At 36.6% G+C, this 22617-nt stretch carries 19 protein-coding genes; 8 read left to right on the top strand and 11 right to left on the bottom strand.

What is annotated here, in order from left to right; all coding sequences use genetic code 11:
• The first annotated feature begins 7 nt into the window (after positions 1 to 7).
• Positions 8 to 1057: an o-succinylbenzoate synthase gene (locus tag BGO88_RS13945; RefSeq protein WP_286707276.1), complete on the top strand. Its 1050-nt coding sequence runs from the start codon at positions 8 to 10 to the stop codon at positions 1055 to 1057.
• A 1-nt stretch (position 1058) separates the two neighbouring features.
• Here the strand turns inward: BGO88_RS13945 and BGO88_RS13940 are convergent, their stop codons facing one another.
• The 5 genes from BGO88_RS13940 to BGO88_RS13920 all read right to left on the bottom strand — a co-directional run bounded on the left by BGO88_RS13940 (position 1059) and on the right by BGO88_RS13920 (position 5757).
• Positions 1059 to 3341 (bottom strand): acyl-CoA dehydrogenase family protein, encoded by a 2283-nt coding sequence (locus tag BGO88_RS13940; protein WP_286707275.1) that lies wholly within the window; start codon positions 3339 to 3341, stop codon positions 1059 to 1061.
• Positions 3342 to 3436: 95 nt separating this feature from the next.
• Positions 3437 to 4324 (bottom strand): tetratricopeptide repeat protein, encoded by an 888-nt coding sequence (locus tag BGO88_RS13935; protein WP_286707274.1) that lies wholly within the window; start codon positions 4322 to 4324, stop codon positions 3437 to 3439.
• A gap of 5 nt (positions 4325 to 4329) precedes the next feature.
• The gene (locus BGO88_RS13930; RefSeq protein WP_286707273.1) at positions 4330 to 4806 is read right to left on the bottom strand and encodes a nuclear transport factor 2 family protein; all 477 of its coding nucleotides are present in this window, start codon (positions 4804 to 4806) and stop codon (positions 4330 to 4332) included.
• A 37-nt stretch (positions 4807 to 4843) separates the two neighbouring features.
• Positions 4844 to 5299 carry a hypothetical protein gene (locus tag BGO88_RS13925; protein WP_286707272.1) on the bottom strand — a complete coding sequence of 152 codons (456 nt, stop codon included), beginning with the start codon at positions 5297 to 5299 and terminating at the stop codon, positions 4844 to 4846.
• A gap of 167 nt (positions 5300 to 5466) precedes the next feature.
• Positions 5467 to 5757 (bottom strand): hypothetical protein, encoded by a 291-nt coding sequence (locus BGO88_RS13920; protein ID WP_273238843.1) that lies wholly within the window; start codon positions 5755 to 5757, stop codon positions 5467 to 5469.
• Between the two features lie 314 nt (positions 5758 to 6071).
• On the opposite strand from BGO88_RS13920, the gene BGO88_RS13915 reads away from it, so the two are divergent.
• Entirely contained in the window at positions 6072 to 6695 is a 624-nt protein-coding gene (locus tag BGO88_RS13915) for a hypothetical protein (protein WP_286707271.1), read from the top strand.
• 46 nt (positions 6696 to 6741) lie between these two features.
• On the opposite strand, the gene BGO88_RS13910 is transcribed toward BGO88_RS13915, so the two are convergent.
• Entirely contained in the window at positions 6742 to 7653 is a 912-nt protein-coding gene (locus BGO88_RS13910; RefSeq protein WP_286707270.1) for an NAD(P)/FAD-dependent oxidoreductase, read from the bottom strand.
• 148 nt (positions 7654 to 7801) lie between these two features.
• On the opposite strand from BGO88_RS13910, the gene BGO88_RS13905 reads away from it, so the two are divergent.
• A complete protein-coding gene (locus BGO88_RS13905) occupies positions 7802 to 8176 on the top strand; it encodes a Fur family transcriptional regulator (protein WP_286707269.1) in 375 nt (124 codons plus the stop codon).
• A gap of 12 nt (positions 8177 to 8188) precedes the next feature.
• On the opposite strand, the gene BGO88_RS13900 is transcribed toward BGO88_RS13905, so the two are convergent.
• The 3 genes from BGO88_RS13900 to BGO88_RS13890 all read right to left on the bottom strand — a co-directional run bounded on the left by BGO88_RS13900 (position 8189) and on the right by BGO88_RS13890 (position 10260).
• Complete coding sequence (locus BGO88_RS13900; protein WP_286707268.1) at positions 8189 to 8812, bottom strand: hypothetical protein; 624 nt, start codon at positions 8810 to 8812, stop codon at positions 8189 to 8191.
• Positions 8813 to 8860: 48 nt separating this feature from the next.
• Positions 8861 to 9601, bottom strand: coding sequence for an SDR family oxidoreductase (locus tag BGO88_RS13895; protein ID WP_286707267.1), 741 nt, complete (start codon positions 9599 to 9601; stop codon positions 8861 to 8863).
• A gap of 68 nt (positions 9602 to 9669) precedes the next feature.
• A complete protein-coding gene (locus tag BGO88_RS13890; protein ID WP_286707266.1) occupies positions 9670 to 10260 on the bottom strand; it encodes a Crp/Fnr family transcriptional regulator in 591 nt (196 codons plus the stop codon).
• A gap of 33 nt (positions 10261 to 10293) precedes the next feature.
• On the opposite strand from BGO88_RS13890, the gene BGO88_RS13885 reads away from it, so the two are divergent.
• Positions 10294 to 10860, top strand: coding sequence for a Crp/Fnr family transcriptional regulator (locus tag BGO88_RS13885; protein WP_286707265.1), 567 nt, complete (start codon positions 10294 to 10296; stop codon positions 10858 to 10860).
• 65 nt (positions 10861 to 10925) lie between these two features.
• Positions 10926 to 12056, top strand: a complete 1131-nt coding sequence (locus tag BGO88_RS13880) for an FAD-dependent monooxygenase (protein WP_286707264.1) — start codon at positions 10926 to 10928, stop codon at positions 12054 to 12056.
• A 10-nt stretch (positions 12057 to 12066) separates the two neighbouring features.
• Here BGO88_RS13880 and BGO88_RS13875 read toward each other — a convergent pair whose 3' ends face one another.
• Positions 12067 to 13446, bottom strand: coding sequence for a gluzincin family metallopeptidase (locus BGO88_RS13875; protein WP_286707263.1), 1380 nt, complete (start codon positions 13444 to 13446; stop codon positions 12067 to 12069).
• 405 nt (positions 13447 to 13851) lie between these two features.
• On the opposite strand from BGO88_RS13875, the gene BGO88_RS13870 reads away from it, so the two are divergent.
• The 3 genes from BGO88_RS13870 to BGO88_RS13860 are packed head-to-tail and all read left to right on the top strand — an operon-like array spanning position 13852 to position 20079.
• Entirely contained in the window at positions 13852 to 17622 is a 3771-nt protein-coding gene (locus BGO88_RS13870) for a hypothetical protein (protein WP_286707262.1), read from the top strand.
• 55 nt (positions 17623 to 17677) lie between these two features.
• Positions 17678 to 19594, top strand: coding sequence for a hypothetical protein (locus tag BGO88_RS13865; protein WP_286707261.1), 1917 nt, complete (start codon positions 17678 to 17680; stop codon positions 19592 to 19594).
• A gap of 2 nt (positions 19595 to 19596) precedes the next feature.
• On the top strand, positions 19597 to 20079 hold the full coding sequence (locus BGO88_RS13860) for a hypothetical protein (protein ID WP_286707260.1): 483 nt from the start codon (positions 19597 to 19599) through the stop codon (positions 20077 to 20079).
• 70 nt (positions 20080 to 20149) lie between these two features.
• On the opposite strand, the gene BGO88_RS13855 is transcribed toward BGO88_RS13860, so the two are convergent.
• On the bottom strand, positions 20150 to 22555 hold the full coding sequence (locus BGO88_RS13855; RefSeq protein ID WP_286707259.1) for an alpha-ketoacid dehydrogenase subunit alpha/beta: 2406 nt from the start codon (positions 22553 to 22555) through the stop codon (positions 20150 to 20152).
• Between the last annotated feature and the right edge of the window lie 62 nt (positions 22556 to 22617).

Raw genomic sequence — 22617 nt, 5'->3', positions numbered from 1 at the left:
ATTGACTATGCTAAAAGCGTCCTATAAAAAGTATATTCTCGATTTTAAGCGTCCATCAGGCACTTCCCGAGGCATAATGACCCATAAAGAAACCTGGTTCCTTATTCTGGAGGAAAATGGCAAACGGGGAATAGGTGAGTGCGGTATTCTGAGAACGTTAAGTGCAGACGACAGGCCGGATTATGAAGAAAAGCTAAAATGGGTTTGTGAAAACATACATCTTGGAAAAGAAAAGCTTTGGAAAATGCTCCTCGAATTTCCTTCGTTACAGTTTGGAGTTGAAATGGCTTTCCTGTCATTAGAAAGCGAAACATCTTTTTTATTGTTCCCTTCCGATTTTACAACTGGCAAAAAAAACATCCCGATTAATGGTTTGGTATGGATGGGTGAGCCTGCTTTTATGAAGTCACAAATCGAAGAAAAACTGGCCGAAGGATTTCATTGCATAAAGCTCAAAATAGGAGCCATAGATTTTGAAAAAGAGATCGGATTATTGCGCCTTATACGTGAAAATTATGATGATTCTACAATAGAAATCCGGGTTGATGCCAATGGTGGATTTACTTCAAGTGAAGCTTTGTTTAAATTAAATCAATTATCTGAATTTAAAATACATAGCATAGAACAGCCTATACAAAAAAATCAACATGACAGTATGTCAGAGCTGTGTAAAAACGCTCCTTTTCCTATTGCCTTGGATGAAGAGCTGATAGGTGTCTTTGATTATGCTCAAAAAGAAGCCCTGTTACAAAAAATCAGGCCGCAATATATCATTTTAAAACCTAGTCTTATAGGTGGTTTTAGAGGTTCTGAGGAATGGATTGCATTGGCCGAAAAATACAATATTGGTTGGTGGGCCACCTCAGCTTTAGAAAGCAATATTGGTTTGAATGCCATTGCCCAATGGACGTTTCAAAAACAGAATCCAATGCCTCAGGGTTTAGGCACAGGAAGTCTTTATACCAACAATTTTGATTGTCCGCTTGAAGTAAAAAAGGGTGAATTGGTCTATAATCCGGATTTGGATTGGAATATTGACCTGCTGCTAAAGGCTTGATTTATCGTTTTGTGACAATAGGCGCGCTCAAACAGCTTTCCGGTATATTAAAAGCGTTGACCAAAGGCACGGCATTTTGCCTGATTTCCCAGCATAATTGGTTTACCGATTTCCGGATGGCTTTTGTTTTTACGCCTTCCATATAACCTTGTTCCAGATACCAGCTTGCATTTTTTTCAAGTGTTGAAAGTGCGTAAAGCTGGCAGAGTTTTTTCAAAACAGCCTTGCAGCCTTCGTCTTTTGTATTTTCAACCTGTAGCTGGAACTGTTCTAATACAATTCTTTCCAGATAGGCCTGACTTACGTTTATCAAGTGATGTTGTGCGATATTAAATGCGTCAAAAGAATCCAGGCCGCTATCCAGCAGCTTTTTGATGCGTTTTGCCGCAGAAGCCTGTATTTCTTTTTCACGGAAAGTAAATGCATGGATATGAAATTCGCTGTCAATCAGATGGTTTTCATCTGTATTCCTTGTGGCAAAAGGATTTTTATAAGTGATGGAAGTCTTGGCCTGGTCGACTACATAATTGAAAAGGCTTAGCACATTCATTTCTCCAAACTGATTTCTAAACTCGGTAAGTCGGTTTTTAGCCACCAGATTCATCAGTACGGTATTATCACCTTCAAAAGTAGTATAGACTTCAGTATCATTTTTCAATGCATCAAACCGGTTTTCAGACAAATAGCCTTTTCCGCCACAAGCCTCGCGGCATTCCTGAATCGTATCGCGTGTGTTCCAGGTGGAATAGGCTTTCATTCCGGCAGCCAGTGCTTCGATTTCCTGCATTTCGGATTCCTGTCGTTTGACAAACCGTTGCGTAACATATTGCAGTGCAAAATGGACAGCATATGATTTTGCCAGATAGGGCATCAATCTGCGCTGGTGTATCCTGTAATTTAAAATAGGAACTTCAGAACCTCCCTGTGGGCCAAACTGCCTTCTTTGGTCGCCATAGCGTACGGCAATCGTTAAGGCCGATTTTGCGGCGGCCAGGGCGGAACGCGGAACGCCAATTCTTCCGCCTACCAAAGTGCCGAGCATGGTGAAAAAGCGACGGTTATCACTGGCAATAGGACTTACAAATTGTCCTTTGCTGTTGATGGATGCGAACCTGTCGAGCATATTTTCTTTAGGAATGATGACATTGTCAAAGTAAATAATTCCGTTGTCGACACCGTTCAGGCCCATTTTATGACCGCAGTCTTCAATTGTTATGCCTTCCAGCACATTGTTTTTTGAATCGCGTATAGGCACGATAAAAGCATTAACACCATGATCTTTGCCGTCGATGATTAATTTTGCAAATACGGTTGCCATTTGTCCGTCACGGGCCGCATTACCAATGTATTCTTTTCTGGCGAGCTTGTGTGGTGTGTTTATTGTAAAAGTCTTTGTTTTGTGGTCGTAAATAGCTGTCGTTTCCAACGATTTAACATTAGAGCCATGATTGGTTTCTGTCATAGCAAAACAACCGGGAAGTTTAAGTGAACCAATGTTTTTCAGGTATTTTGCATAATGTTTTTCTGTTCCGAGTGATTGGATGCTCATTCCCCAAAGTCCAAATTGCACTCCAAACTTGATAACGAGGCTCAAATCGTGGTAGCTAAGGGTTTCCATAATAGAGAAGTAGGCTTCTATATCATCCTGTCCTCCGTGTTTTTTGGGATAGGCTGTAGCTCCAAGTCCTTCCTTGGCAAGTATCTTGCACCATTTCAGGACCTTTTCACGATAGACTTCAATATCAGTAGAGGTTTCGTATTTGAAAGAGGGACGGCTGATTACCTTCTTGACGGTATTGATGATTTCGGCTTGGTTTCCGTCTAATATTTCGGTTAATTTTTCAACTGAAAAAGTAGCCTCGGTACTATATTTTGAAGTAATGGTGTCGTGTGTTTCCTTAAAGGCGTAAACTGCTTCGTTACTAATGATTCCCAATGATTTCTCCAGATTTTGAAGATAGAAATAAAGCGGTTTTAGTTTTTCATTGCTGATTTTAGGGTCGTCAAGCAATGCGAGTTTTAGGGCAATATCCGTAAGCGATTCCTCTTCACTGTCTTCGTTTACGGCTTTTTTTATAGATTCCTTCCATTCGAGAAGCTCTGTTCTTGTTGGCGGATTGTCAATGTTTATTTTAGAAAGCAGTTCTTTTTTGTCTGCTTTGGTCAGCCAATCCTGCGAATTAATGGATTCTTGGAGCAGGGTAGCTTCTTTTTCTGTGAGTACATCATCAGACCAGGCAATATAAAATAAGGGTAGGAAAGAGTTTAAAATTGGATTTGTCATAATACAATAATTTCTATAAGAGCAGTAATTTCTGGTCTTTTAAAGTTAAGCAATTATGACGTCTTTGAATTTAAATGTTTGTTAATTTAATTGCCTTATTTGAGTTTGTCAAGTGCTCTTTGCGCTTGTTGTTTTGCACTCTCGTCACCATGTTCTAAGGTAAGTTCATAGAATTTGATAGCATTGGCTTTGTCGCCCTTTTCCTTATAAGTATAGGCAATGTTGCCTAAAACAATTGCATCGCTTGGATTGATTTGGTGTGCCTTGAGCGAATACTGCAATGATTTGTCGTATTCTTTGTTGATGATATAGAATATGGAAATGTTTGAAAGGCTTTCGACGTGTTTGGGGTTGTATTTTAAAACGGTTTCCGAAATTTGCTTGATGTTTTTGAGAAGATTATCATTGCCAGTATTGTATAGCTGTTCTACATAGCTTTGAATGTTTCCAAGCATAAAGTTTTCCGGATCCTCGACCGGCTTGTTCAGTGTCCAAAGCCATTTGTTGTTGTTTTTGCCAGACTGCTCAATGGTTTTGATTATTTCTTTTGTAAAAGCTTCATAATCTTTATTTAAACCCAGGCCGTAAATTTTACCAAAACGCATGTCAAGCCTGTTAGGAAATTTTGAAATCCCTTTATCGATGCTTTCAAAAGCTTTTTTCAGGAAATAAGTATCATACACAATTGAACTGCCCATATAACCGGCAACATTTCCCGTGGAATCTACTAATTTCAGGCTTTCCTTGCCTTTATTTTCCTTATCGATAGAAACGACTTCCTGTCTGCTTTTGGAAAAATAATAATTGTAATAGGAGGTGTATAATTCAGGGTCTTTGGCATTTGATTTTTCCCATTGCGTTAGGATTTGTAACTGTTTTGTAGTGTCATTTGCTTTTAAGGCATCCTGAAAGTTTTTATATGAATCCTGGCAATAAGCAGATATGGAAAGGAAAAATAATGCTAAGCAGATTGTTTTTTTCATAACAATTATGATTGTAGTTTTTGTTGGTATTTTCTCAAAGATTCCAAAGCCTGGCGCTGTACTTTTTTATGAAGAAAGGAAGACCATCCTAATAATAGACCTGTTGTTCCCAAGGCTTGTTTTGCCCAATCCCAGAAATCAAATGAGTCAGTATGCCTGATAATCAGCCCGTCTTTAAATTCAAAAGAAGCTTTTATTTTATTAATGACCTTTCGGTTGGTTTTTGTGAAATGGTAAGTGGCAATCCAGGTGGCGGTTCCTTTTTGTCCGTCAGCTTTGATATCTGCAAATTCGATATTCAGGTTTCCTTTTGCCCGTTCAATGAGCATATGCCACATATCAGAAACATCTTTTCCGTGCAGTTTTCCAAAAGCAGGGTCTTCAAAAACAATATCCGGATGGTAGCAGCTGGACATGGTTTCTGCATTTTGGGCAGCAAAGGCTGCATAAAACTCTTCGATAATCTGTTCGTTGGTGTTCATTTTTCAGGTTTGGTATGCTAAAATAGGGAAATATTGCCTACGGTGTATAACTATCTGTCCAATCTGTTGAGCGAATGGCGGCTACCTTGTTGTCCTTATCTAACGTAACCTGTAATTCTTTTTGAGCAAATTTTCTTTGGTAATCGGCTTTATATCTAAAAATAAGTGATTCGTCAGCATTATTTTTAATTACTTCAACCAGTCGTAAGTCTTCAAATTTGCCATACTTGATTGAAAATTTCCTGCAGGTGCTTGATAGTCTTTCTATGGTAGTGTTTTGTATTACTTTGTCGGTTGCTTCTTCTTTTGTGAAAGGTTTGAATTTGGAAGTATTACAGGCATTCAGTACTCTTTTTCCCAGTTCGTAGGCCTTGTTTTTTTGCGACGGACTCACTTGAGAGAGTTCTAATTTTGCCATTTTTGGAGTCGATGGTTTTGATTTGCACGCTCCCAGAATAGCGATGCCAAACAACAGTAAGAATATTTTTTTCATAGTAATAATTCTTTTGTTTTTAAATAATATTGTTTTGTCAAATAGTTTATTTATAGTGATATAAACAATATTATATAAAGTAAAAAATAAAATTTATTTAAACTGCTTTTTACAACAGTAAATGACCTTTGATTAAATAAGCCAGCAAACTTTGCCGGCTTATCTGTTTAATTTTTAGATTTCTTGATTTCGACTGAAGCGTCATTTTTAGAAACACTGATGCCTGTTTTATTTTTACCGTCTTTTGTTTCAACTGCAGCACCATCTTTGCTTACCGAAATATTAGTTCCATCTTCATCTTGTGATGTTGCGGGTACTCCGGTTGTCGGTGAAGGTGGTGGCGTAGGATTATCTACAGGTGGCGTTTTAGGAGCAGGGTCAGGTACTTTTTTATCTTCTCTGCAGGAGGCAAAAGCAAAAAGTGCTGTCATGCCAACGATAAGGATTGACTTTTTCATGGGATAGGAATTTTAAAGGTTTATATTTTGAATTTACTCAATTTTATTTAAAAACCCTAAAATAGATGGCCCAAATCACCAATTTTATGAAGATATTGTGAATTGTTGTGATTTTGGCAAGAGTTGGCTATATGTTATTTTTTTCTAAAAATTCCAATGTTAAGTTTTTGCTTCAGGTGAAAACTTAACATTGGCGAATGAATTAAAGCCTTAATTTTGTTAACGTTAAATTTACAATAGATTAACTTTAAAGAAATACAGCTAAAAATCTCAAGGAATTTTTAATAAAATAAACAAATAGTAAATCCGATACAATGAGTCAAATAAGCGAAACCAATTCAGGCAATACACCAGAGAAAAGCCAGGATGCTCCAAAAGCAACTCCGGCCGCTGCCAAACCAGCAAGTCCAAAAACAGCTGCAACAGCAAAAACAACAAGGCCGGCTGGTACAACAGCTAAAACCACAACAGCAAAGCCTGCTACTGCAAGAACAACAACGCCAAGAACAACAGCGGCAAAACCAACTACAACAAAACCTGCCGCAAGAACATCCAATGCTTCAAAAACGATTGCTTCCCAACCTGCAACAGCAAAAACGGTAGCAGTTTCAAAAACGACCACTGCAAGCAAAACTGTTTCTGCTAAAGCAGCACCTAAAGAAAATGCAGAAGTAGTTTCGCAAGAGGCAGAAAAATCGGTAGTAACACAGGTAGCTCAAGAAAATACCGAAGTAGCAAAGAAAGATAAGAAGAAATCTAAAAAGGCTAAAAAAGAGAAGGAAAAAATCAAAAAAGCCAAAAAGAAGAAGAAAGAAAAAGCAAAAGCTAAAAAGAAAAAAGAGAAGGAAAAGAAGAAAAAAGCCAGAAAAAAAGCGAAGGCAAAAAAAGCAGCCAAAGCGAAAGCAAAAGCCAAAAAGAAAAAGAAATCTAAAAAATAAGATGGAAGTATAAACCGGCGCTAATTTACCGCCGGTTTTTTATTTGTTAGCTATTGAAAGCTTCTCCTGTCAATTCGTTATTAGCAAAAACTCCGGCTATTGAACCGGTAGATACAGACACGGCAACAGACCTTCCGCTTGTACTGTCTCCGCAAGCAAATACGCCGTCAATATTTGTTTTTTGAAAAGCATCGGTTTTTATAAGTCCCTGTTCAGTCAATTCACAGCCTAATTCTTCAGGAATAGGGCAGTGTTGTATGTAATTAGGTCTGCAGTAAATGGTTTCTACAGGAAATTGGGTGCCGTCTTTGAAGACAATATGACGCACTTTGCCATTTTCATTTTCAATATGACTAATAGGCTCTTCGATGATTTTTACTCCGTTTTTTTTGACTATTTCGGCCTGTTCTGCTGTCAGTATTGAAATTCCATCAGTGAAAAGCGCAAGGTCTTTTGTCCAGTTTGATAGCAGTTGGGCGTAATGAAAACCGCTATCCTCATTGGCCAAAATAGCGGTTTTAGTATCACGCGCTTCATAACCGTGGCAATAAGGACAATGCAGGATAGAAATGCCCCAACACTCGGAAAAACCATCTATTTCAGGCATAATATCTTTTAATCCGGTTGCAAAAATCAATTTTTTTGAAGTGAATTTTTCTCCCGTTTCTGTGATTACTTCAAAATCATTACCCGTTTTATGTGCCTTTATAGCCAGTCCTTCGTGAAAGCTGATGGTGGGATAGTTCATCACCTGTTTTTTTGCCTTTTGCGAAATTGCTGCAGGTGTTTCCCCATCTTGTGTCAGGAAATTGTGGGAATGCGGTGTCTGTCTGTTACAAGGTTTTCCACTATCAATAATCAGGACTTTTCGTAAAGAACGCCCTAAACTCATTGCTGCTGAAAGACCGGAATAGCTACCGCCTATAATGATAACTTCAAAAGTGTTGCTGTCTGCCATTGTAATCGTATTTAGATTAATAAAAGTGGGTAGAGGTGTAGTATGTTAAATTAAGCATTAAAATCCAAATTAGATTTCTGCTAAAAATTTCATCAAAGATAAATATTTTTTGTATTATTGCAACTAAGTCGCATTAAAAAAATAAAATATGAGTACCCGAAATACCAAAACAAAAAGTATAATCCTTGATTCATTGAAGAAATCCAGACAGGCACTAAGCCATGAAAATCTGTTAAATACTTTAGACGGACAGGCAGACAGGGCTACTATTTACAGGGTTTTGAATCGTTTTTGTGATGAGGGTATTGCACACAGGATTATAGGCGATGACGGCAAGCAATATTTTGCAATTTGTATTAATTGTGAAAAGAAACAGCATCACCACAACCATTTTCATTTTCGTTGTTTAGGTTGTGATAAGGTAGAATGTATGCCCAACGAAGCGAATCTGAATTTGCCTGTGGGTTATAGTGTTTCTAATTTTAATGGTTTTATTTCAGGGTACTGTCCTGATTGCAGTTAGTGTTTGTTTGCCTTAATGGATGGTTATCCAATCTGTTTTGGCGTTGAAATCAATTACTTTGCCGGGAGCGTCAGGGGTTTCATAGTTGCCTGCCTGATGTTCGGGGTCTTTCATAAATACAAAATCCCAGTTTGTTTTCTCATCATACATAAATTCCCAACTCATCATAAGATTTTGGTACAACGGAAGATTTCCGTAATGTTTTTGGATGTTTTTTATGGTAGCATTTGGATGTAATCCTTTTTCGGTTTTCAGTTCTTTGTGTATAGCGACAATGGCGAGCAATATATCAGTATCCATTTCAGGAATAAGTACCAAAACGGGCTGGTCTTTCCAATAGTAGATATACGCATCGCCACCTCCGTCAAATCCGAAATCAAAGGGGTCGCATCGTTTTCGGGTCAGTTCTTTCAGGTATTTTTCGCTTTCTTCCAAAGATATGCCTACGTTTATGCGTCCTAATCCTCCTTTTCTGATTTGGAAATCCTCAAAACGGAAGCCTTCTTTTAATGGAGTTACAGCAGTTTCTATAGTGTCAATCGGTTCTTCTTCTTTTACTGTATTTTGGATTTTGGTTTCTTGTTTGCAGGACCAGAGTAGGAATAAAGAAAACAATAAGAATGCTTTTAGTCTCATAGAATGGGCTTTATTACAAATATAGAAGATTGCGGAATCATTTTTGGCTCATCTCAAAGAATTGATTTTTCTGAATGCAAATTTAGGGGCAAGGCGTGAGAGATAATACAATATCCTGACTTTGCCAATCCTTATTTCATCTTTTCCGTTTGTCAGGCCTTTGATCATTTCATTTACAGCCTTTTGTGGTGTTATGGCTATTTTGGGAGCATTACCTTCATGCCAGGGTGTGTCTACAACAGGAAATAGCACTTCTATCACTTTTACAGAATTGTTTTTGAGATGATTTCTCAAAACCTGAGTAAATGAGTGCAGGGCTGCTTTGGTGGCGTTATAAAACGGATAATCCGTTCTTGGCACATAGACCAACCCCGTAGTAATATTGATGATTTTTGTCCCGGAATTAACTGCTAATAGTGGCAGGAATAGTTTCGACAAGTGAATAGGTGCCTGAAGATTCGTTGTTATTTCCTCGACTGATTTTTCGTAGCTTTCTATATCATCAGCAAATTGAATCCGATGCACAATAGCCGCATTGTTGATTAGGATATTTATTTCAGGATGGTTTTCGTCAACCCATTTGCTCAACTTCCTGCGTTCTTCTTCAACAGATATGTCACAAGTATAAGTTAGTATTTCAGGAACTGTATTTTGTGCCTGTCGTAATTTTTCGGATGTTCTCGAACAAACAATTACTTTATTTCCCAAACGGATAAACTGTTTTGCCATTTCAAGCCCCAATCCGGAACTTCCGCCCGTTATCAGGATGGTGTTGTTTTGAAAAGTCATTAAATTCTATTTTAATAGGTTTATGGCCCAAAAATAGAAGGAGCAATCGGTTAAAAAATTGACTTATGTTAAGCGGGCTTATTTTTTCGGATGCGGCTCAAGGATTCAGGTTGTATACCGAGATAGGAAGCTACAATTTGCAGTTTTATTCTTTTTTCCAAATCGGGGAATTCAGTTGTGAAAATCTTATAACGCGCTTCGGCATCCAGTAAAAGCAATTCCCTTTCTCTTTTTTCTTTGATAAAATATCCTTTTTCCAGGGCCTGGATAAGAAACTTGTCCCAAAAAGCATCCTGTTGTTGCAATAAAAGCCATTTTTTATAATCTATTTCCAAAATTTCGGAGTCTTCAAGAGCCTGGATATAAAAGTAGGACGATGTTCCGTAACGCATAGCCGAGTAGGCGCTCAAAACTGTATCTGCCGGAATAAAACCTTTTGTAAATTCATACCCTTTTTCGTCTATGTAATAATACCGGAAAAGTCCGTTGATGACAATTGCGAATGTTCTGGGAGTTTGCCCTGCAGAAATATAGTCTTCTCCGCTGCTTATTGATTTGGTTCTGGAAATAGACAATAACTCCGCAGCTTGTTTTTCAGGAATGCCTAATCGTTTTAGTATATCTTTTGGATTGACCATCACATAAAATTTGCTTTCCAAATTACTATTTTTGTTTCAATAAATTATCAAACCATGATAAATGAAGCAGAACTGGCTCAACGTTTGGGGATAAATGCCGACAGGCTAAAAGAATTCTTATCTGTTTCTGAAACCAGGGAGTTTAAAAAGAACAATATTCTGTTTGAAGGTAATGCCGTTTGCGATTGGTTGGGCTATATTGTCAATGGAGCTGTAAGGACTTACTGCGTGAATGATTTGGGAGAAGAAATCAGTTTTCTGCTCCAGGTGAATGGTGACTTTTTTGGCGATTACGAAAGTTATATCACCAATCAGAAATCCGGTTTTATTATCAAAACTACCTTAGATACGGAGATTTTGGTTTTTCAAAAGAAGCATCTCGATATATTAATAGACAGTGATATTTTCTGGACCAGGTTCAGTAAAACGATGTCGGATATCTGTTTTTTAGAAGCAAAGCGCAGGATAGAGGATTTGCTTTTTTACAGCCCTGAAGAACGTTATCAGAACCTTTTGCGGAAGTCGCCGGAAATCATCAGGAAAATACCTCAGAAATACATTTCAAGCTATTTAGGTATCACGGCACAATCGCTGAGCCGTATCCGAAAACGAAGCAATTAATTAACTTTAGTGAACGTTTTTTCATTTTCGGTACTGCAATTTTGCCTTATCAAAAACATCAGCAAATGGAAATAGCGATCATAGGAGCAGGAATAGGAGGACTAACTACCGCCTTAGCTCTAAAAAAAGCAGGAATCTCTTTTAAAATTTATGAAAGTGCGGACGAATTAAAACCCGTAGGCGCAGGCATCATACTAGCAATGAATGCCATGCAGGTATACCGTCATCTGGGTCTGGCCGATACGATTGCCCGGCATGGGAATAGGATTACTGCCATGAATCTTACCAAACCCAATTTTAGCAAACTTTCATCCAATGACCTTAGTTTTTTCGAAAAACAATTGAATGTCAGTACAATTGCGATTCACAGAGCCGACCTGCATAAAATATTGGCAGAAGAAGTAGGGCTGGAACATATCATTTTGGGCAAGAGACTTAAGAATATTATTTCTTATGAAAACATTCATCATGTTGAATTTGAAGACGGTACATCGGTTAAAGCCCGATACCTTATCGGTGCCGATGGAATCCGGTCTGTTGTAAGGGCATTGCTATTCCCGAAAAGTGAATTGCGTGATGCCGGACAATGGTGTTGGCGTGGCGTAGTTGACAAGGTCGAATTGCTGGGATCCTATAGGAATGAAGCTAATGAAGCCTGGGGAAAAGGCACCCGGTTTGGTTTTGCCCAGCTTAACGAACGTCAACTATACTGGTATTTTCTTGCTGATAAGGATATGGCGGAAGTTGATTCTGACATTCTACCTTTTTTAAAAGATTATCATCCATCGGTAACACAAATTATAAAAGCCACTCCAAAGGAAAATAGGTTTGTTTCTCCAATTATGGATTTAAAACCCATACAGCAATGGAATTTGGATAACGTTTGCCTTATTGGTGATGCGGCCCATGCTACGACGCCTAATTTGGGTCAGGGAGCCTGCCAGGCAATTGAAGATGCGTATGCATTGGGTGAATTGTTTAAAAAACATTCAATGCAGGAAGCGTTTCGCCTGTACCCGCAATTGCGTAAAGAAAAAGCGCATACTGTAGTAGCCGTAAGTTGGAAAATAGGCAAACTGTCACACCTCAGAAATCCATTTGGGATTATACTTAGGAATCTTGTTATGAAAGCCACGCCGACTTGTCTAAACCGAAGACAATTGGCAAAATTGTTTGCTTTAGAAAGTAAAAGCTGATTCGATAGAATCAGCTTTTTAGTTTTTTAATAGCATTTTCGACAGAATCATCTGAATCAAAATACTTTGATATGATATTTTCCAGTTTTGTTTTGTCTTTCAATACGCTATCCAAAGTCTTAATCATAAAATCATAATTGGTCATTTCCGTTTTAGATTGTAATAGAGTACGTATCCATTGCCACATCTGTTTTTCTCCAATTTCTTTTTCAATTGCAAGGAATACAACAGGAGCATAATCGTAAACATAAGTCTGTCTGTCAACGTAATCTGCAGGAGTTTTTATCTTTTGGAATGGAATTGCTTTAAAATCACTTAGAAATTCGAATTTCTCATTGATTTCTTTCTGGTAGACATCTTTACCTAACAGGTCTAAGGAGAGCTTTAGTGACAGATATTCTGCAAAACCTTCGCTTAGCATATCACCCAGTTCAGAATTAAATACTTTATAAGTGCCAAAATAATAATGCCCTAATTCATGAGCGATAAAAGGCTTGAACCATTTGTCGAGAAGACCGCTCAAGCTGTTATTTCCGTATCCGACGTTGACTATAGTTGGATAGGCGACAAAAAGCCAACCATCTTTTTTGGAAGTTGGTGTCGTCTGTATAAAAGTAATAGGTTGTCCAAAAGGAATTGATAACTTTTTTTCATAATATTTTTTAAAAGTGTCTGTAAAAGCTTCCAATTCTTTTAGTTTGTCAATACCAATACCAATATCAGGATTTAGGATATAGGTGGAATTGATCTGTTTGTAATCGTAATTTCCACAAAACAGCATCAATTCTTTTGGAGTATCGCTTACAAATCGATTTTTAGATGTTTTGACCGGGATATTTCCGTTGACATATAAAGTATTGCAATCTGCACATTCAATAGTCACATCATAAGTCATCTGATCATATATCTTGTCATTCGTAACATCATATAGAATAGGATACCATGCGCTTTGTGTTCCGTCAGCACGTACCGAAAATGAGTTAAAGGCAATGTTACCTTTCCAGTCTTTTCGGCTATAATCATTAATTGTGTCTTTTATGACAGGAAATTTCCCCACATATTTTACCTGTACCGCTTTAGGTAAAAACTTATTCTTTCTGTTGTTAGCCGAAAAATAATAACCTCTGGATTCATAGGCTTTGTCATCAGGAGAAAAGCTATAGCCAATTAGAAATTCATCTGGCTGCAGACTTTTAAAATTAAGAATATTCATTCTGGAATTAATACGGATATAATAGTCTTTGAGGTTGGGAATGTCACTAAGTGTAAAATCACATTCAAATGTGCCTTCAGTAATTGAAATTTTCACATTACCATTCAAATGAGGCGTTTTTTCTTGGGCATAAATAGCCTGAAATCCGAAAAATAGGAAAAAGAGTTTTTTGAGCATGGCTTATATTTACTATTAATTGTGCAATATAAGAATTTAGAAGGGAACAGTAAAACACATATGTTGTTAGAAAATATTCTCTTTTTGTTCTGTAAAATCAATTAAAAAGGCTTTTTTGTTAATATGGTTTATTGTTGTAAGTTATTTATAACTAGTTCATTATGTTGATATCCGATAGCTTATAAATAAGTAAACTATATAATTAAGCTAGTAATCAATGAATTATAAATAATTAGAAAATAATCTTATTTTTATTTGAAAAGAAGATTTATTTCTTATACATTTGCATTGTAATCATTCGATAATAGCCATTCAAAATCTTGTTGTCCGGAAAACAATACCAAAGAATTCTATTTGCCACGAATATTGCAAGAAATTAATCTTATAATTTAAACACGAAAAAAAATGAGTACAGAAATTAAAAACACGCTTTTCCGATTTGTAACGATGCGTTCGCCGGAATTGCCAGAAGAAACTAACAAGGACAAACGTTTTGTTTATCGAATAGCAAATGAATCTGGGTTTGATAATGCTGTGACAAATAGACCGATCGGTACTAGCAAATGGGCAGCCATGAAAAATTTTTCAGAAACTTTTAATCCTGTCAAAGAGGAAGGAATTAGTGATTATTTTAACCACGATCTACAGCAATTTGCAATTTGGATAACAAGAAATAAATATTCTTATACTGCTTCTGAATTGGCAAATAAAGTTACAGGTTTAGGAAATGTCTTGAATACTGTTGATAGAACTGTTCTTTGGGACAATTTTTTCTATCAGGTAATAACCCAAAAAGATTTTTATTTAAAAGAAATTTTTATGCAACTTTTAGTTGCGGTGCATGTTTTAGAAAATTTCGATGCTAATAATACTAAGTTAGTCAAACATTTGATGAATGCTAAGGTAGTATTGCCTAAAAAACTTTTTGTAGAAGATGTTCCTGCATTACCGAATACTCCATTAGCAGCTGGAAGTGTTGAAGAAGAGGAAGAACAGACTATCACATTACCAGGCGAGGAAATGAAAAGGGTGCAGGCCATTTCTCAATCAAATGCAAATATTGAAAGACACAGAAAACTTAAAAAAGAGCTGCAAAAAGTTGAAAAAATTTATAATAGAGATTATAAGATTGCTTATGATCTTGCTTTAGAGCAATATGAAGAAGACATAAAGCCTATTTTGGCTACTTACGAAGCTGCTCTAGAGGCGGAAAGACAAAATTGGTGCACTGTAAGGGATCCTCAAGTGCCATACAATCCTAATGATCCGTGTGACAATCCGGTTAGTGTTCCAAAGCCAGAGTTGCCAAAATTTGAATTTAGATTCAAGGATCAGCTGGATTTAGCTTATTTTCAGAGCGTATTATCAGCTCCTTCTTATGAAACACTTTTGGAATTATTGGAAATTGAAACAGAAATTGCATCAAGATCAGGTATAATTGAAAACTTTTCTCTTGATCCTGTTATGCCTTCTTTCGAAGGACTCAACCTTTTGATTGATGATGGTATTAATCATAATACAGGTGTCATTATTGGCAATACACCGGGACAAGGCAATACTTCTATTAGTATAGGTGGCGTATTAATTCCAGCTACAGGAACACTAGAAATCTTAGCAGCGCCGTTTGCCTACCAGATTTGCCCAAAAAGTTATAAGAGTCCTACTCTTGCAGGAACGTATGTGAATTTTGATCTTTCTTTTTCGACACCGGATTTGTCTTGGCAAATAATTGGGGTTACCACTATAACAGAGAGCTTATCTGGAGTAAAAACATATGGAACTGACTTTACACAAAGTTGGACAGGAAATAAAGTGACGTTACCGAATCTTCATACTAATGGATTGACAGAAGACGAGTTTTATTCGACCCTGAAAACATTGACTGTGGAGATTGCTTTTTCAAATGGTGCTAAAAAATCACTCACTGTTAATTTCTTCCAATCGCTTAATTGTGTATCTAGGAGAAGTATGGTAACTATTGCTGATCCCAAACAAGAAGTACCTGAGATACCAACAATACCATCTGTACCTCAAACAGGTTCTGAAGGAACGTTTATTCCTTCCGGGTTTGGTGTAAGACAGCTAGGGATTGCCGATTATAAAAAAGTAGAGCAAAGTATCCAGGGTTATGTCGAAGGTGAAGTAGCGGCGATAGAAAACGTCATGGCGCGCGAATATAAAGAAAAAGCCACCCGTAGGCTACGTAGAAGTGAAAACACAACTACAACTTCGTCTGAAAGTGAAAGAGAGCAGTTGACAGATACTACAAGTACTACACGCCATGAAATGCAGAATGAAGTTGCCAAAATTATTCAGGATAATAAAGATTTTACTGCTGGAACTTTTTTTAATGCTGATTTAGGTAAGTATAATATTGGTGGTAATGTCAATATGGCTACACATTCATCTAAAGAGGAAAGTACACGTCAGGCTGTGACCCAGGCTAAAGAAATTACGGAGCGTGCGATGGAGCGAATCGTTGCAAAAGTCAAGGAAGAACGTATTGAAAAAATCATTGATGAATTTGAAGAAAATAACAAACATGGTTTTGACAATACAAAAGGCGACAACCATGTTGTGGGCGTTTATCGTTGGGTAGACAAGGTATTCAAGAACCAGGTTGTTAACTATGGCAAGCGCCTTATGTTTGAATTTATGATTCCTGAACCTGCAAAACTACATTTTTTGGGTATGGCAGAAAATCAAGCAATAACAAAATTAGTAGAACCGGTCGATCCAAGAACCTATAAGGATCCAACAAACGCAGCCGTTAAATTCAACTTAGAGAACTATGCTTCGGTAAACGATAATACGGTCAGATATTGGGCAGGAAAATACAATGTTGAAATACCTGACAAACCTGAAGAGGTAATTCATTGTGGTGCTTCATTTGGAGTTACTTTTGATGGGGTTACATCATCTCGACATGAAGGTGCTGCAGGATCTGGAAAGATTGAGATTCCTGAAGGATATATCACAACTCGCGGAACTTTAAATTTTACTGCGACAAAAGATAATGACAGACAAGTATATTCAGGAATGCATGCTTCACTTGGAAAAGTAAATAAGCTATTGCCAGGTCAGGATGGTTCGATTGACCTTAATGAAACATTTGATTTGGTAGGTTATGTGAAAAATGTGCCCGTTTCTTATACTATGTCCAACTTCTTACATGGAAATCTGAACGCTTCGGTTGAATGCAAGCTTACTAACGAAGTAAAAGACAGATGGCAAAAAGAAACTTTTAAGGCAATTATTGATGCTTATGAAGATGCTGTTGCAGAATATGAGCAAAAGTTAGCGGAAGAAAAGGCAAAAGAAGTAACGATCAAAGAAGCGAATAGTGGTTTTTATCGTCAGATTGAGAACCTGATACTGCGTAAAAATTGTATCTCTTATATTATTGATCAGAATGCTACTGCAAAAAGAACATATGGCAAAGATATGAGCAAACCGCTTGGCGCAGGAGTTGTAAAAAACTTTGGCAATCATGAAATACAGGTAGATGCCAATCTTGATGACTATACAGCTTTCGTGAAATTCATCGAACAGGCATTTGAATGGGACATCATGTCATATAATTTCTATCCATATTACTGGGGAGCAAGACAAAGCTGGAATAAACTCTACCAACACGAAAACAACGACCCATTGTTCCGAAGCTTTATACAGGCAGGTATGGCAAGAGTCATCGTAACTGTTAAACCAGGATTTGAAGAAGCTGTAAGTTATTATATGCAGACAGGCCAAATTTGGAACGGAGGCGAAGTTCCGGTAATTGAGGACAAATTGTTTATGTCTATCGTTGACGAATTGCGTCAGCCGGAAGGACAAAAAGAAGGAAAAGCATGGGCGACAAGAATCCCGACTTCCCTGACTATCCTTCAGGCAGACAGCATTGGATTAAAAGTCGACAAAGCATTGCCATTTGATGAAGACTTGTCTGATTTTGAAGATCCGACATCAGTACCGCAATCTGAAAATTTCTATGTCAGTGATTCGTTGCTTAGTGGAGAAGATGAAAATTTAGCGGAACAAGTTGAGGAAATAGCCTCAAAAATGATAGGAAAAATAGCTATCGAAGATGGATATTTAAAACTGAAGACTAATTCTGAGCCAAGCCAGACCATCTCACAGATTACTATTGAAACCCTTAAGGAATCCATGAATTTTTAATCTTAACCACAAGGGAAGAAGGCAACTCTTCTTCCCTTATTTTATAATAAAAGATATGGCAACAAATATAATTGAAGATTTTGATGAAGAAAGTCAAAATCAATTGGTAGGATTGAAGATGCTGGATTTTGAACAAGTTATGGAGAATAGGCAAAACAGCAGTTTTCAGTCGGTAATTAAAAATAAAAGTTTTGAAGAACGTTCAAATGAATATTCTAAGAAAAGTCCTTTTGGAGAAGGGAGTGTTTTTTATAATAATGATGGTAAGTTAGTATCAATGGATGTGAATATTGGTAAGTTAATGAAAATCATTAAGTTATATACCGATAAAAAAAATACATTAAAATACGAATTTTCTGATTTTGAAGTAATGTTAGCAACTGATATGCAATATTTTCTTCTTAATGAAAAAAATATTGCTATTCAAGCCCAATTAAATACTTTAAATGGAGAGATAGATTTTCAAGCTGATCCTTATTTTAGATTTAATATTGATATTAATAAGCAAAAAATACAATATATACTATGCTATCCATTTAGAAAGTATAAAGATTCCAAAGATGAAAACAAATTAGCTATTATTCTAAGTCTTGCTAAAGGGAATGAATTTCAGGAACTACTTTCCTATTTGGGTAAAGCCCTTCAATTGGTTTCGCAAAAAAATGTTTTAGAAAAGTTTAATAATGCTTTTCTTGAAGCAAAAGATGAAAGTGAAATTTTGGATTTTCTATATGAAAACGTTCCAGATTTTGTTTTAAAAGAAAGAAAGGATGAGCTTTTGTATAAGGATTTGGTATTACTCTCCAAAAAAGGTATTGACAATTGGGGAACAAATGAAAACATTGCAATTCTTAACATTATAAATAATATTAAAAATGCAAAATGGTTTTTTGAACAGGTTAATAAGGATCCTGAGACAATACGATTGCTTTTTGAAAAGTTTAGCTTAAAATACATTGACCAATTAATACTTTCTTTAAGTAAGATAGGCCTGAAAAATTGGTCTGATGAAGAACTTGCAAAAGCATGGAATTTTGATTTAGAGTATAAGGAGATGTTTGAAAAGGAGGAAAGAAACTTAAGTGATTCTCATATTACTTATACTGGTTTTGCGTATTATGATAAGCTGAAAAAGCAATACAAAATTGGTACAGCGATTTTTGGATATAAAACTGGAACATCTGTTTCCCCAGACCAAAAGAGAGAAATTGGACCTCAAGAATTAGTATATGCATATAAACCAATGAAGATAATGGTTGATAAAAATACTATCTATGTACCAGTTTTTGTAGCGGAATATTTCACAAATGAAAAAATTGATAATGAAAGAACTAATATTTTAAATAACATTGCAGGAGGGTTATTGCCTGAAATAACGGCATTAAGAGGTAGTACACTCTTAAGGTTATCAAATTTCTTTAAAGGAAAAAAAATAACTAGAGTTGATGAACTTATTGATTTCCTAAATGCAATCGATGAAAATGTTTTAGCAACTGATTTGGATAAAGTAGGTATCGAAGTATTGTTCAGAGGTACAACGAGAAATGCTGAGGGACTGTTGTTCTCAGGGAATGCGAATACAGTTGCTTATGGAACTTCAACTTCTACAGATCCTATTCGTGCTGTTATTTTTGGAATTGAATCGGCAACTGAATCTGGACAAAAAGGAATTTTGCAGTTTTTTTTATCCAAAGATTTGAAAAACATACATTTACAAGCTCCTAATTTTAGATTTAGTAAAGAATTAGAGATAATTGTAAAAACTAATCCTAAAGAATTGTCTAGTTTTGTTAAAATAGAAATACCTATTGAAGATGCAAGAAAGTTGATAAATGAATTATATAAAGTTGATATTCCAAAATCTATTTATGTCAATGATCCTAATAATGGATTATATTTGATGGAAAATACTGAAAAATTAACGCCCAAACAAGCATTAGAATTTTATAAAGAAGTAATTAAATTAAAATAATCATGAAAACAATAGGAGAAATTTTTGCGGAATTAAAAAAAGAGGGTCTGTTTAATGAATTTTCTTATTTAGGAGCACAATCAATGCTTTCCGATAAAGATATTTTATTGCATCAATTACAAAGTGTTAATAAGGATGAATATGTTTATGTCGAAAATGTAAGTAATTATAATGATATTTTAAAAGGAGAACAATATAACGTCATGTTTGATATAAAAGATCCAAAAAAATATCAGAAGGTAGTTGCTGAAATTGATTTTGTATCTTTAAAGAAGAGTGATAATATTGGTCTTATACCAAAAGGCTATGGAGGCATAGTAAGATTAAAATTTAAAAATAAAGTGCCAGAAATGGTAAAAATTCTAAAACAGGATTGGAGTGAAAAATTAGATATAAAAAATCATACTTATCTATATTTTACAACACAAGAAGTAATAGATAGAATTTTAGAAGAGATAAAAAAACAAGAAAATCCATCAATATAAATTTTCAGAGTAATAAAATTCAATTAAAAAATCCAGCCTAAAGCTGGATTTTTTAATATCAAAAATACGATTAATACAAATTAGGAAACTTCTCAGGATTCACCTCATTCATAATAGCATATACTTTTTCATAAATATCTTCAACAGATGGCTTAGAAAAATAATCTCCATCGGTTCCGTAAGCCGGACGGTGTGCTTTTGCAGCCAGTGTTTCCGGTTTGCTGTCCAGGTATTTGTAACCGTTCTGTTCGTCAAGAATCTGTTGCAGGATATAAGCTGAAGCTCCACCCGGGACATCTTCGTCAATAACCAGTAATCGGTTAGTTTTAGCCAGTGATTTTACAATATCATGGTTAATGTCAAAAGGCAATAATGACTGTACGTCAATGATTTCAGCATCAATACCAATTTCCAGAAGTTCTTTTGCAGCTTGCTCAACCAATCGCAATGTTGAACCGTAAGAAACCAAAGTAATATCTTTTCCTTCTTTAAGTGTTTCCACAACACCAATTGGTGTTTTGAATTCACCCATATTTACAGGCATGGCTTCTTTTAGTCGGTAGCCGTTTAGGCATTCCACAACTAATGCAGGCTCGTCCGTTTCTAATAATGTATTATAGAATCCGGCAGCTTTGGTCATGCTTCTGGGAACCAAAACGTGTATTCCTCGAATAGCATTGATAATCATTCCCATTGGAGAGCCGGAGTGCCAGATACCTTCCAAACGGTGTCCTCTGGTTCTGATGATTAGCGGTGCTTTCTGTTTTCCTTTGGTTCTGTACTGTAAAGTAGCCAAATCGTCGCTCATAATCTGGATAGCATACAACAGGTAATCCAGGTATTGGATTTCGGCAATAGGACGTAATCCTCTCATCGCCATCCCAATTCCCTGTCCTAAGATTGTAGCTTCACGAATACCGGCATCGGCTACACGCAGCTCGCCATATTTTTCCTGCATTCCTTCCAGACCCTGGTTCACGTCACCAATATTACCGGCATCTTCACCAAAAACAAGAGTTTCAGGATATTTGCTGAAAATAGCATCAAAGTTGTCACGGATGATAATTCTTCCATCTACTTCTTCCGCATTTTCTGCATATTGAGGGCGTACTTCCTCTACAGAAAGAACATTTTGTGTTGATTCTGAGAACAGGTTAGAACTGAATTTTGGCTGTATTTTTTCAATATAAGCTGTAATCCATTGTGCTAACTGGTTTTTACCGTTTTCTTTAGCAATTAGACGTAACACTTTTCGCGCTGTTACGATAATATCTTTACGGATTGGTTCTTTAATACCTGCTAAATCAGAAGAGAACTTTTGGATAAAAACCTTGTTCTCGCTTGAAGCTGCAATGTTTTCTAATAGAGCAACCAATTCCTTCTGTTCTGTTTTTATCGGGTCTACAAAAGCGCTCCATGCCGCTTTTTTGCCTTCAAGAACCTCTTTTTTAACGGCATTGTCAATCTCGTCTAATTCTTCCTGAGTTGCAATATTAATAGCAATCATCCATAATTTCATCTGGCGGATGCAATCGTAATCAGCTTCCCATGCCAAACGGTCTGCATTTTTATAGCGTTCGTGCGAACCTGAAGTTGAGTGACCTTGCGGTTGAGTCAATTCCTGAACGTGGATGAGCACAGGAACATGTTCTTCTCTTGCAATTTGTGCTGCCTGTTCGTAAGCAGTGACCAAAGCCGGATAATCCCATCCTTTTACGCGGATGATTTCATAACCTTTATTTTCATTGTCTCTTTGGAAGCCTTTCAGAATTTCAGAGATGTTTTCTTTTGTAGTCTGGTATTTGGCATGTACAGAAATTCCGTATTCGTCATCCCAAACGCTCATTACCATCGGAACCTGTAAAACTCCGGCAGCATTGATGGTTTCAAAAAACAAACCTTCGGATGTACTTGCATTTCCAATCGTTCCCCAGGCAATTTCATTACCATTGATAGAGAAATTGGTTTTGTTGTTGATTCCTGAAACGTTTCGGTATATTTTAGAAGCCTGTGCCAATCCTAACAATCGAGGCATCTGCCCGGCAGTAGGAGAGATGTCGGCACTTGAGTTTTTCTGTAAGGTAAGATTCTTCCACGAACCGTCTTCATTCAAACTGTGTGTCGCGAAGTGCCCACCCATTTGACGTCCGGCAGACATCGGGTCATGGTCAATATCGGCATGGCCATAAAGTCCGGCAAAAAACTGTTGTATTGTCATTTGCCCAATAGCCATCATAAAAGTCTGGTCGCGATAGTAGCCGGAACGGAAATCTCCATTCTTGAAAGCCTTGGCCATAGCCAGCTGCGGCACTTCTTTTCCGTCACCAAAAATCCCGAATTTGGCTTTTCCGGTCAAAACTTCACGACGTCCTAACAGGCTACATTCCCTGCTGATAACGGCAATTCTATAGTCATTCAATACTTCAGTTTTGAAATCTTCAAACGAAAGTTCTTTTTTGGAAGCTATCTGTGTCATAAAATGGAATTTCTTGAATAGAAAACAAATTTAATCATTTCTGCTTATAAAACAAGAGAGAA

It is taken from the genome of Flavobacterium sp. 38-13, assembly GCF_001899155.1.
GTDB lineage: Bacteria > Bacteroidota > Bacteroidia > Flavobacteriales > Flavobacteriaceae > Flavobacterium > Flavobacterium lindanitolerans.
This window is presented reverse-complemented; position numbering and strand designations above follow the sequence as displayed.

Excerpts from the sequence above, each read along its gene's own strand:
- BGO88_RS13910 (WP_286707270.1), bottom strand. The coding sequence starts at position 7,653 with ATGGCAGACAGCAACACTTTTGAAGTTATCATTATAGGCGGTAGCTAT.
- BGO88_RS13860 (WP_286707260.1), top strand. The coding sequence starts at position 19,597 with ATGAAAACAATAGGAGAAATTTTTGCGGAATTAAAAAAAGAGGGTCTG.
- BGO88_RS13935 (WP_286707274.1), bottom strand. The coding sequence starts at position 4,324 with ATGAAAAAAACAATCTGCTTAGCATTATTTTTCCTTTCCATATCTGCT.
- BGO88_RS13855 (WP_286707259.1), bottom strand. The coding sequence starts at position 22,555 with ATGACACAGATAGCTTCCAAAAAAGAACTTTCGTTTGAAGATTTCAAA.
- BGO88_RS13920 (WP_273238843.1), bottom strand. The coding sequence starts at position 5,757 with ATGAAAAAGTCAATCCTTATCGTTGGCATGACAGCACTTTTTGCTTTT.
- BGO88_RS13865 (WP_286707261.1), top strand. The coding sequence starts at position 17,678 with ATGGCAACAAATATAATTGAAGATTTTGATGAAGAAAGTCAAAATCAA.
- BGO88_RS13885 (WP_286707265.1), top strand. The coding sequence starts at position 10,294 with ATGATAAATGAAGCAGAACTGGCTCAACGTTTGGGGATAAATGCCGAC.
- BGO88_RS13930 (WP_286707273.1), bottom strand. The coding sequence starts at position 4,806 with ATGAACACCAACGAACAGATTATCGAAGAGTTTTATGCAGCCTTTGCT.
- BGO88_RS13870 (WP_286707262.1), top strand. The coding sequence starts at position 13,852 with ATGAGTACAGAAATTAAAAACACGCTTTTCCGATTTGTAACGATGCGT.
- BGO88_RS13880 (WP_286707264.1), top strand. The coding sequence starts at position 10,926 with ATGGAAATAGCGATCATAGGAGCAGGAATAGGAGGACTAACTACCGCC.
- BGO88_RS13875 (WP_286707263.1), bottom strand. The coding sequence starts at position 13,446 with ATGCTCAAAAAACTCTTTTTCCTATTTTTCGGATTTCAGGCTATTTAT.
- BGO88_RS13915 (WP_286707271.1), top strand. The coding sequence starts at position 6,072 with ATGAGTCAAATAAGCGAAACCAATTCAGGCAATACACCAGAGAAAAGC.
- BGO88_RS13905 (WP_286707269.1), top strand. The coding sequence starts at position 7,802 with ATGAGTACCCGAAATACCAAAACAAAAAGTATAATCCTTGATTCATTG.
- BGO88_RS13895 (WP_286707267.1), bottom strand. The coding sequence starts at position 9,601 with ATGACTTTTCAAAACAACACCATCCTGATAACGGGCGGAAGTTCCGGA.
- BGO88_RS13900 (WP_286707268.1), bottom strand. The coding sequence starts at position 8,812 with ATGAGACTAAAAGCATTCTTATTGTTTTCTTTATTCCTACTCTGGTCC.
- BGO88_RS13945 (WP_286707276.1), top strand. The coding sequence starts at position 8 with ATGCTAAAAGCGTCCTATAAAAAGTATATTCTCGATTTTAAGCGTCCA.
- BGO88_RS13925 (WP_286707272.1), bottom strand. The coding sequence starts at position 5,299 with ATGAAAAAAATATTCTTACTGTTGTTTGGCATCGCTATTCTGGGAGCG.
- BGO88_RS13940 (WP_286707275.1), bottom strand. The coding sequence starts at position 3,341 with ATGACAAATCCAATTTTAAACTCTTTCCTACCCTTATTTTATATTGCC.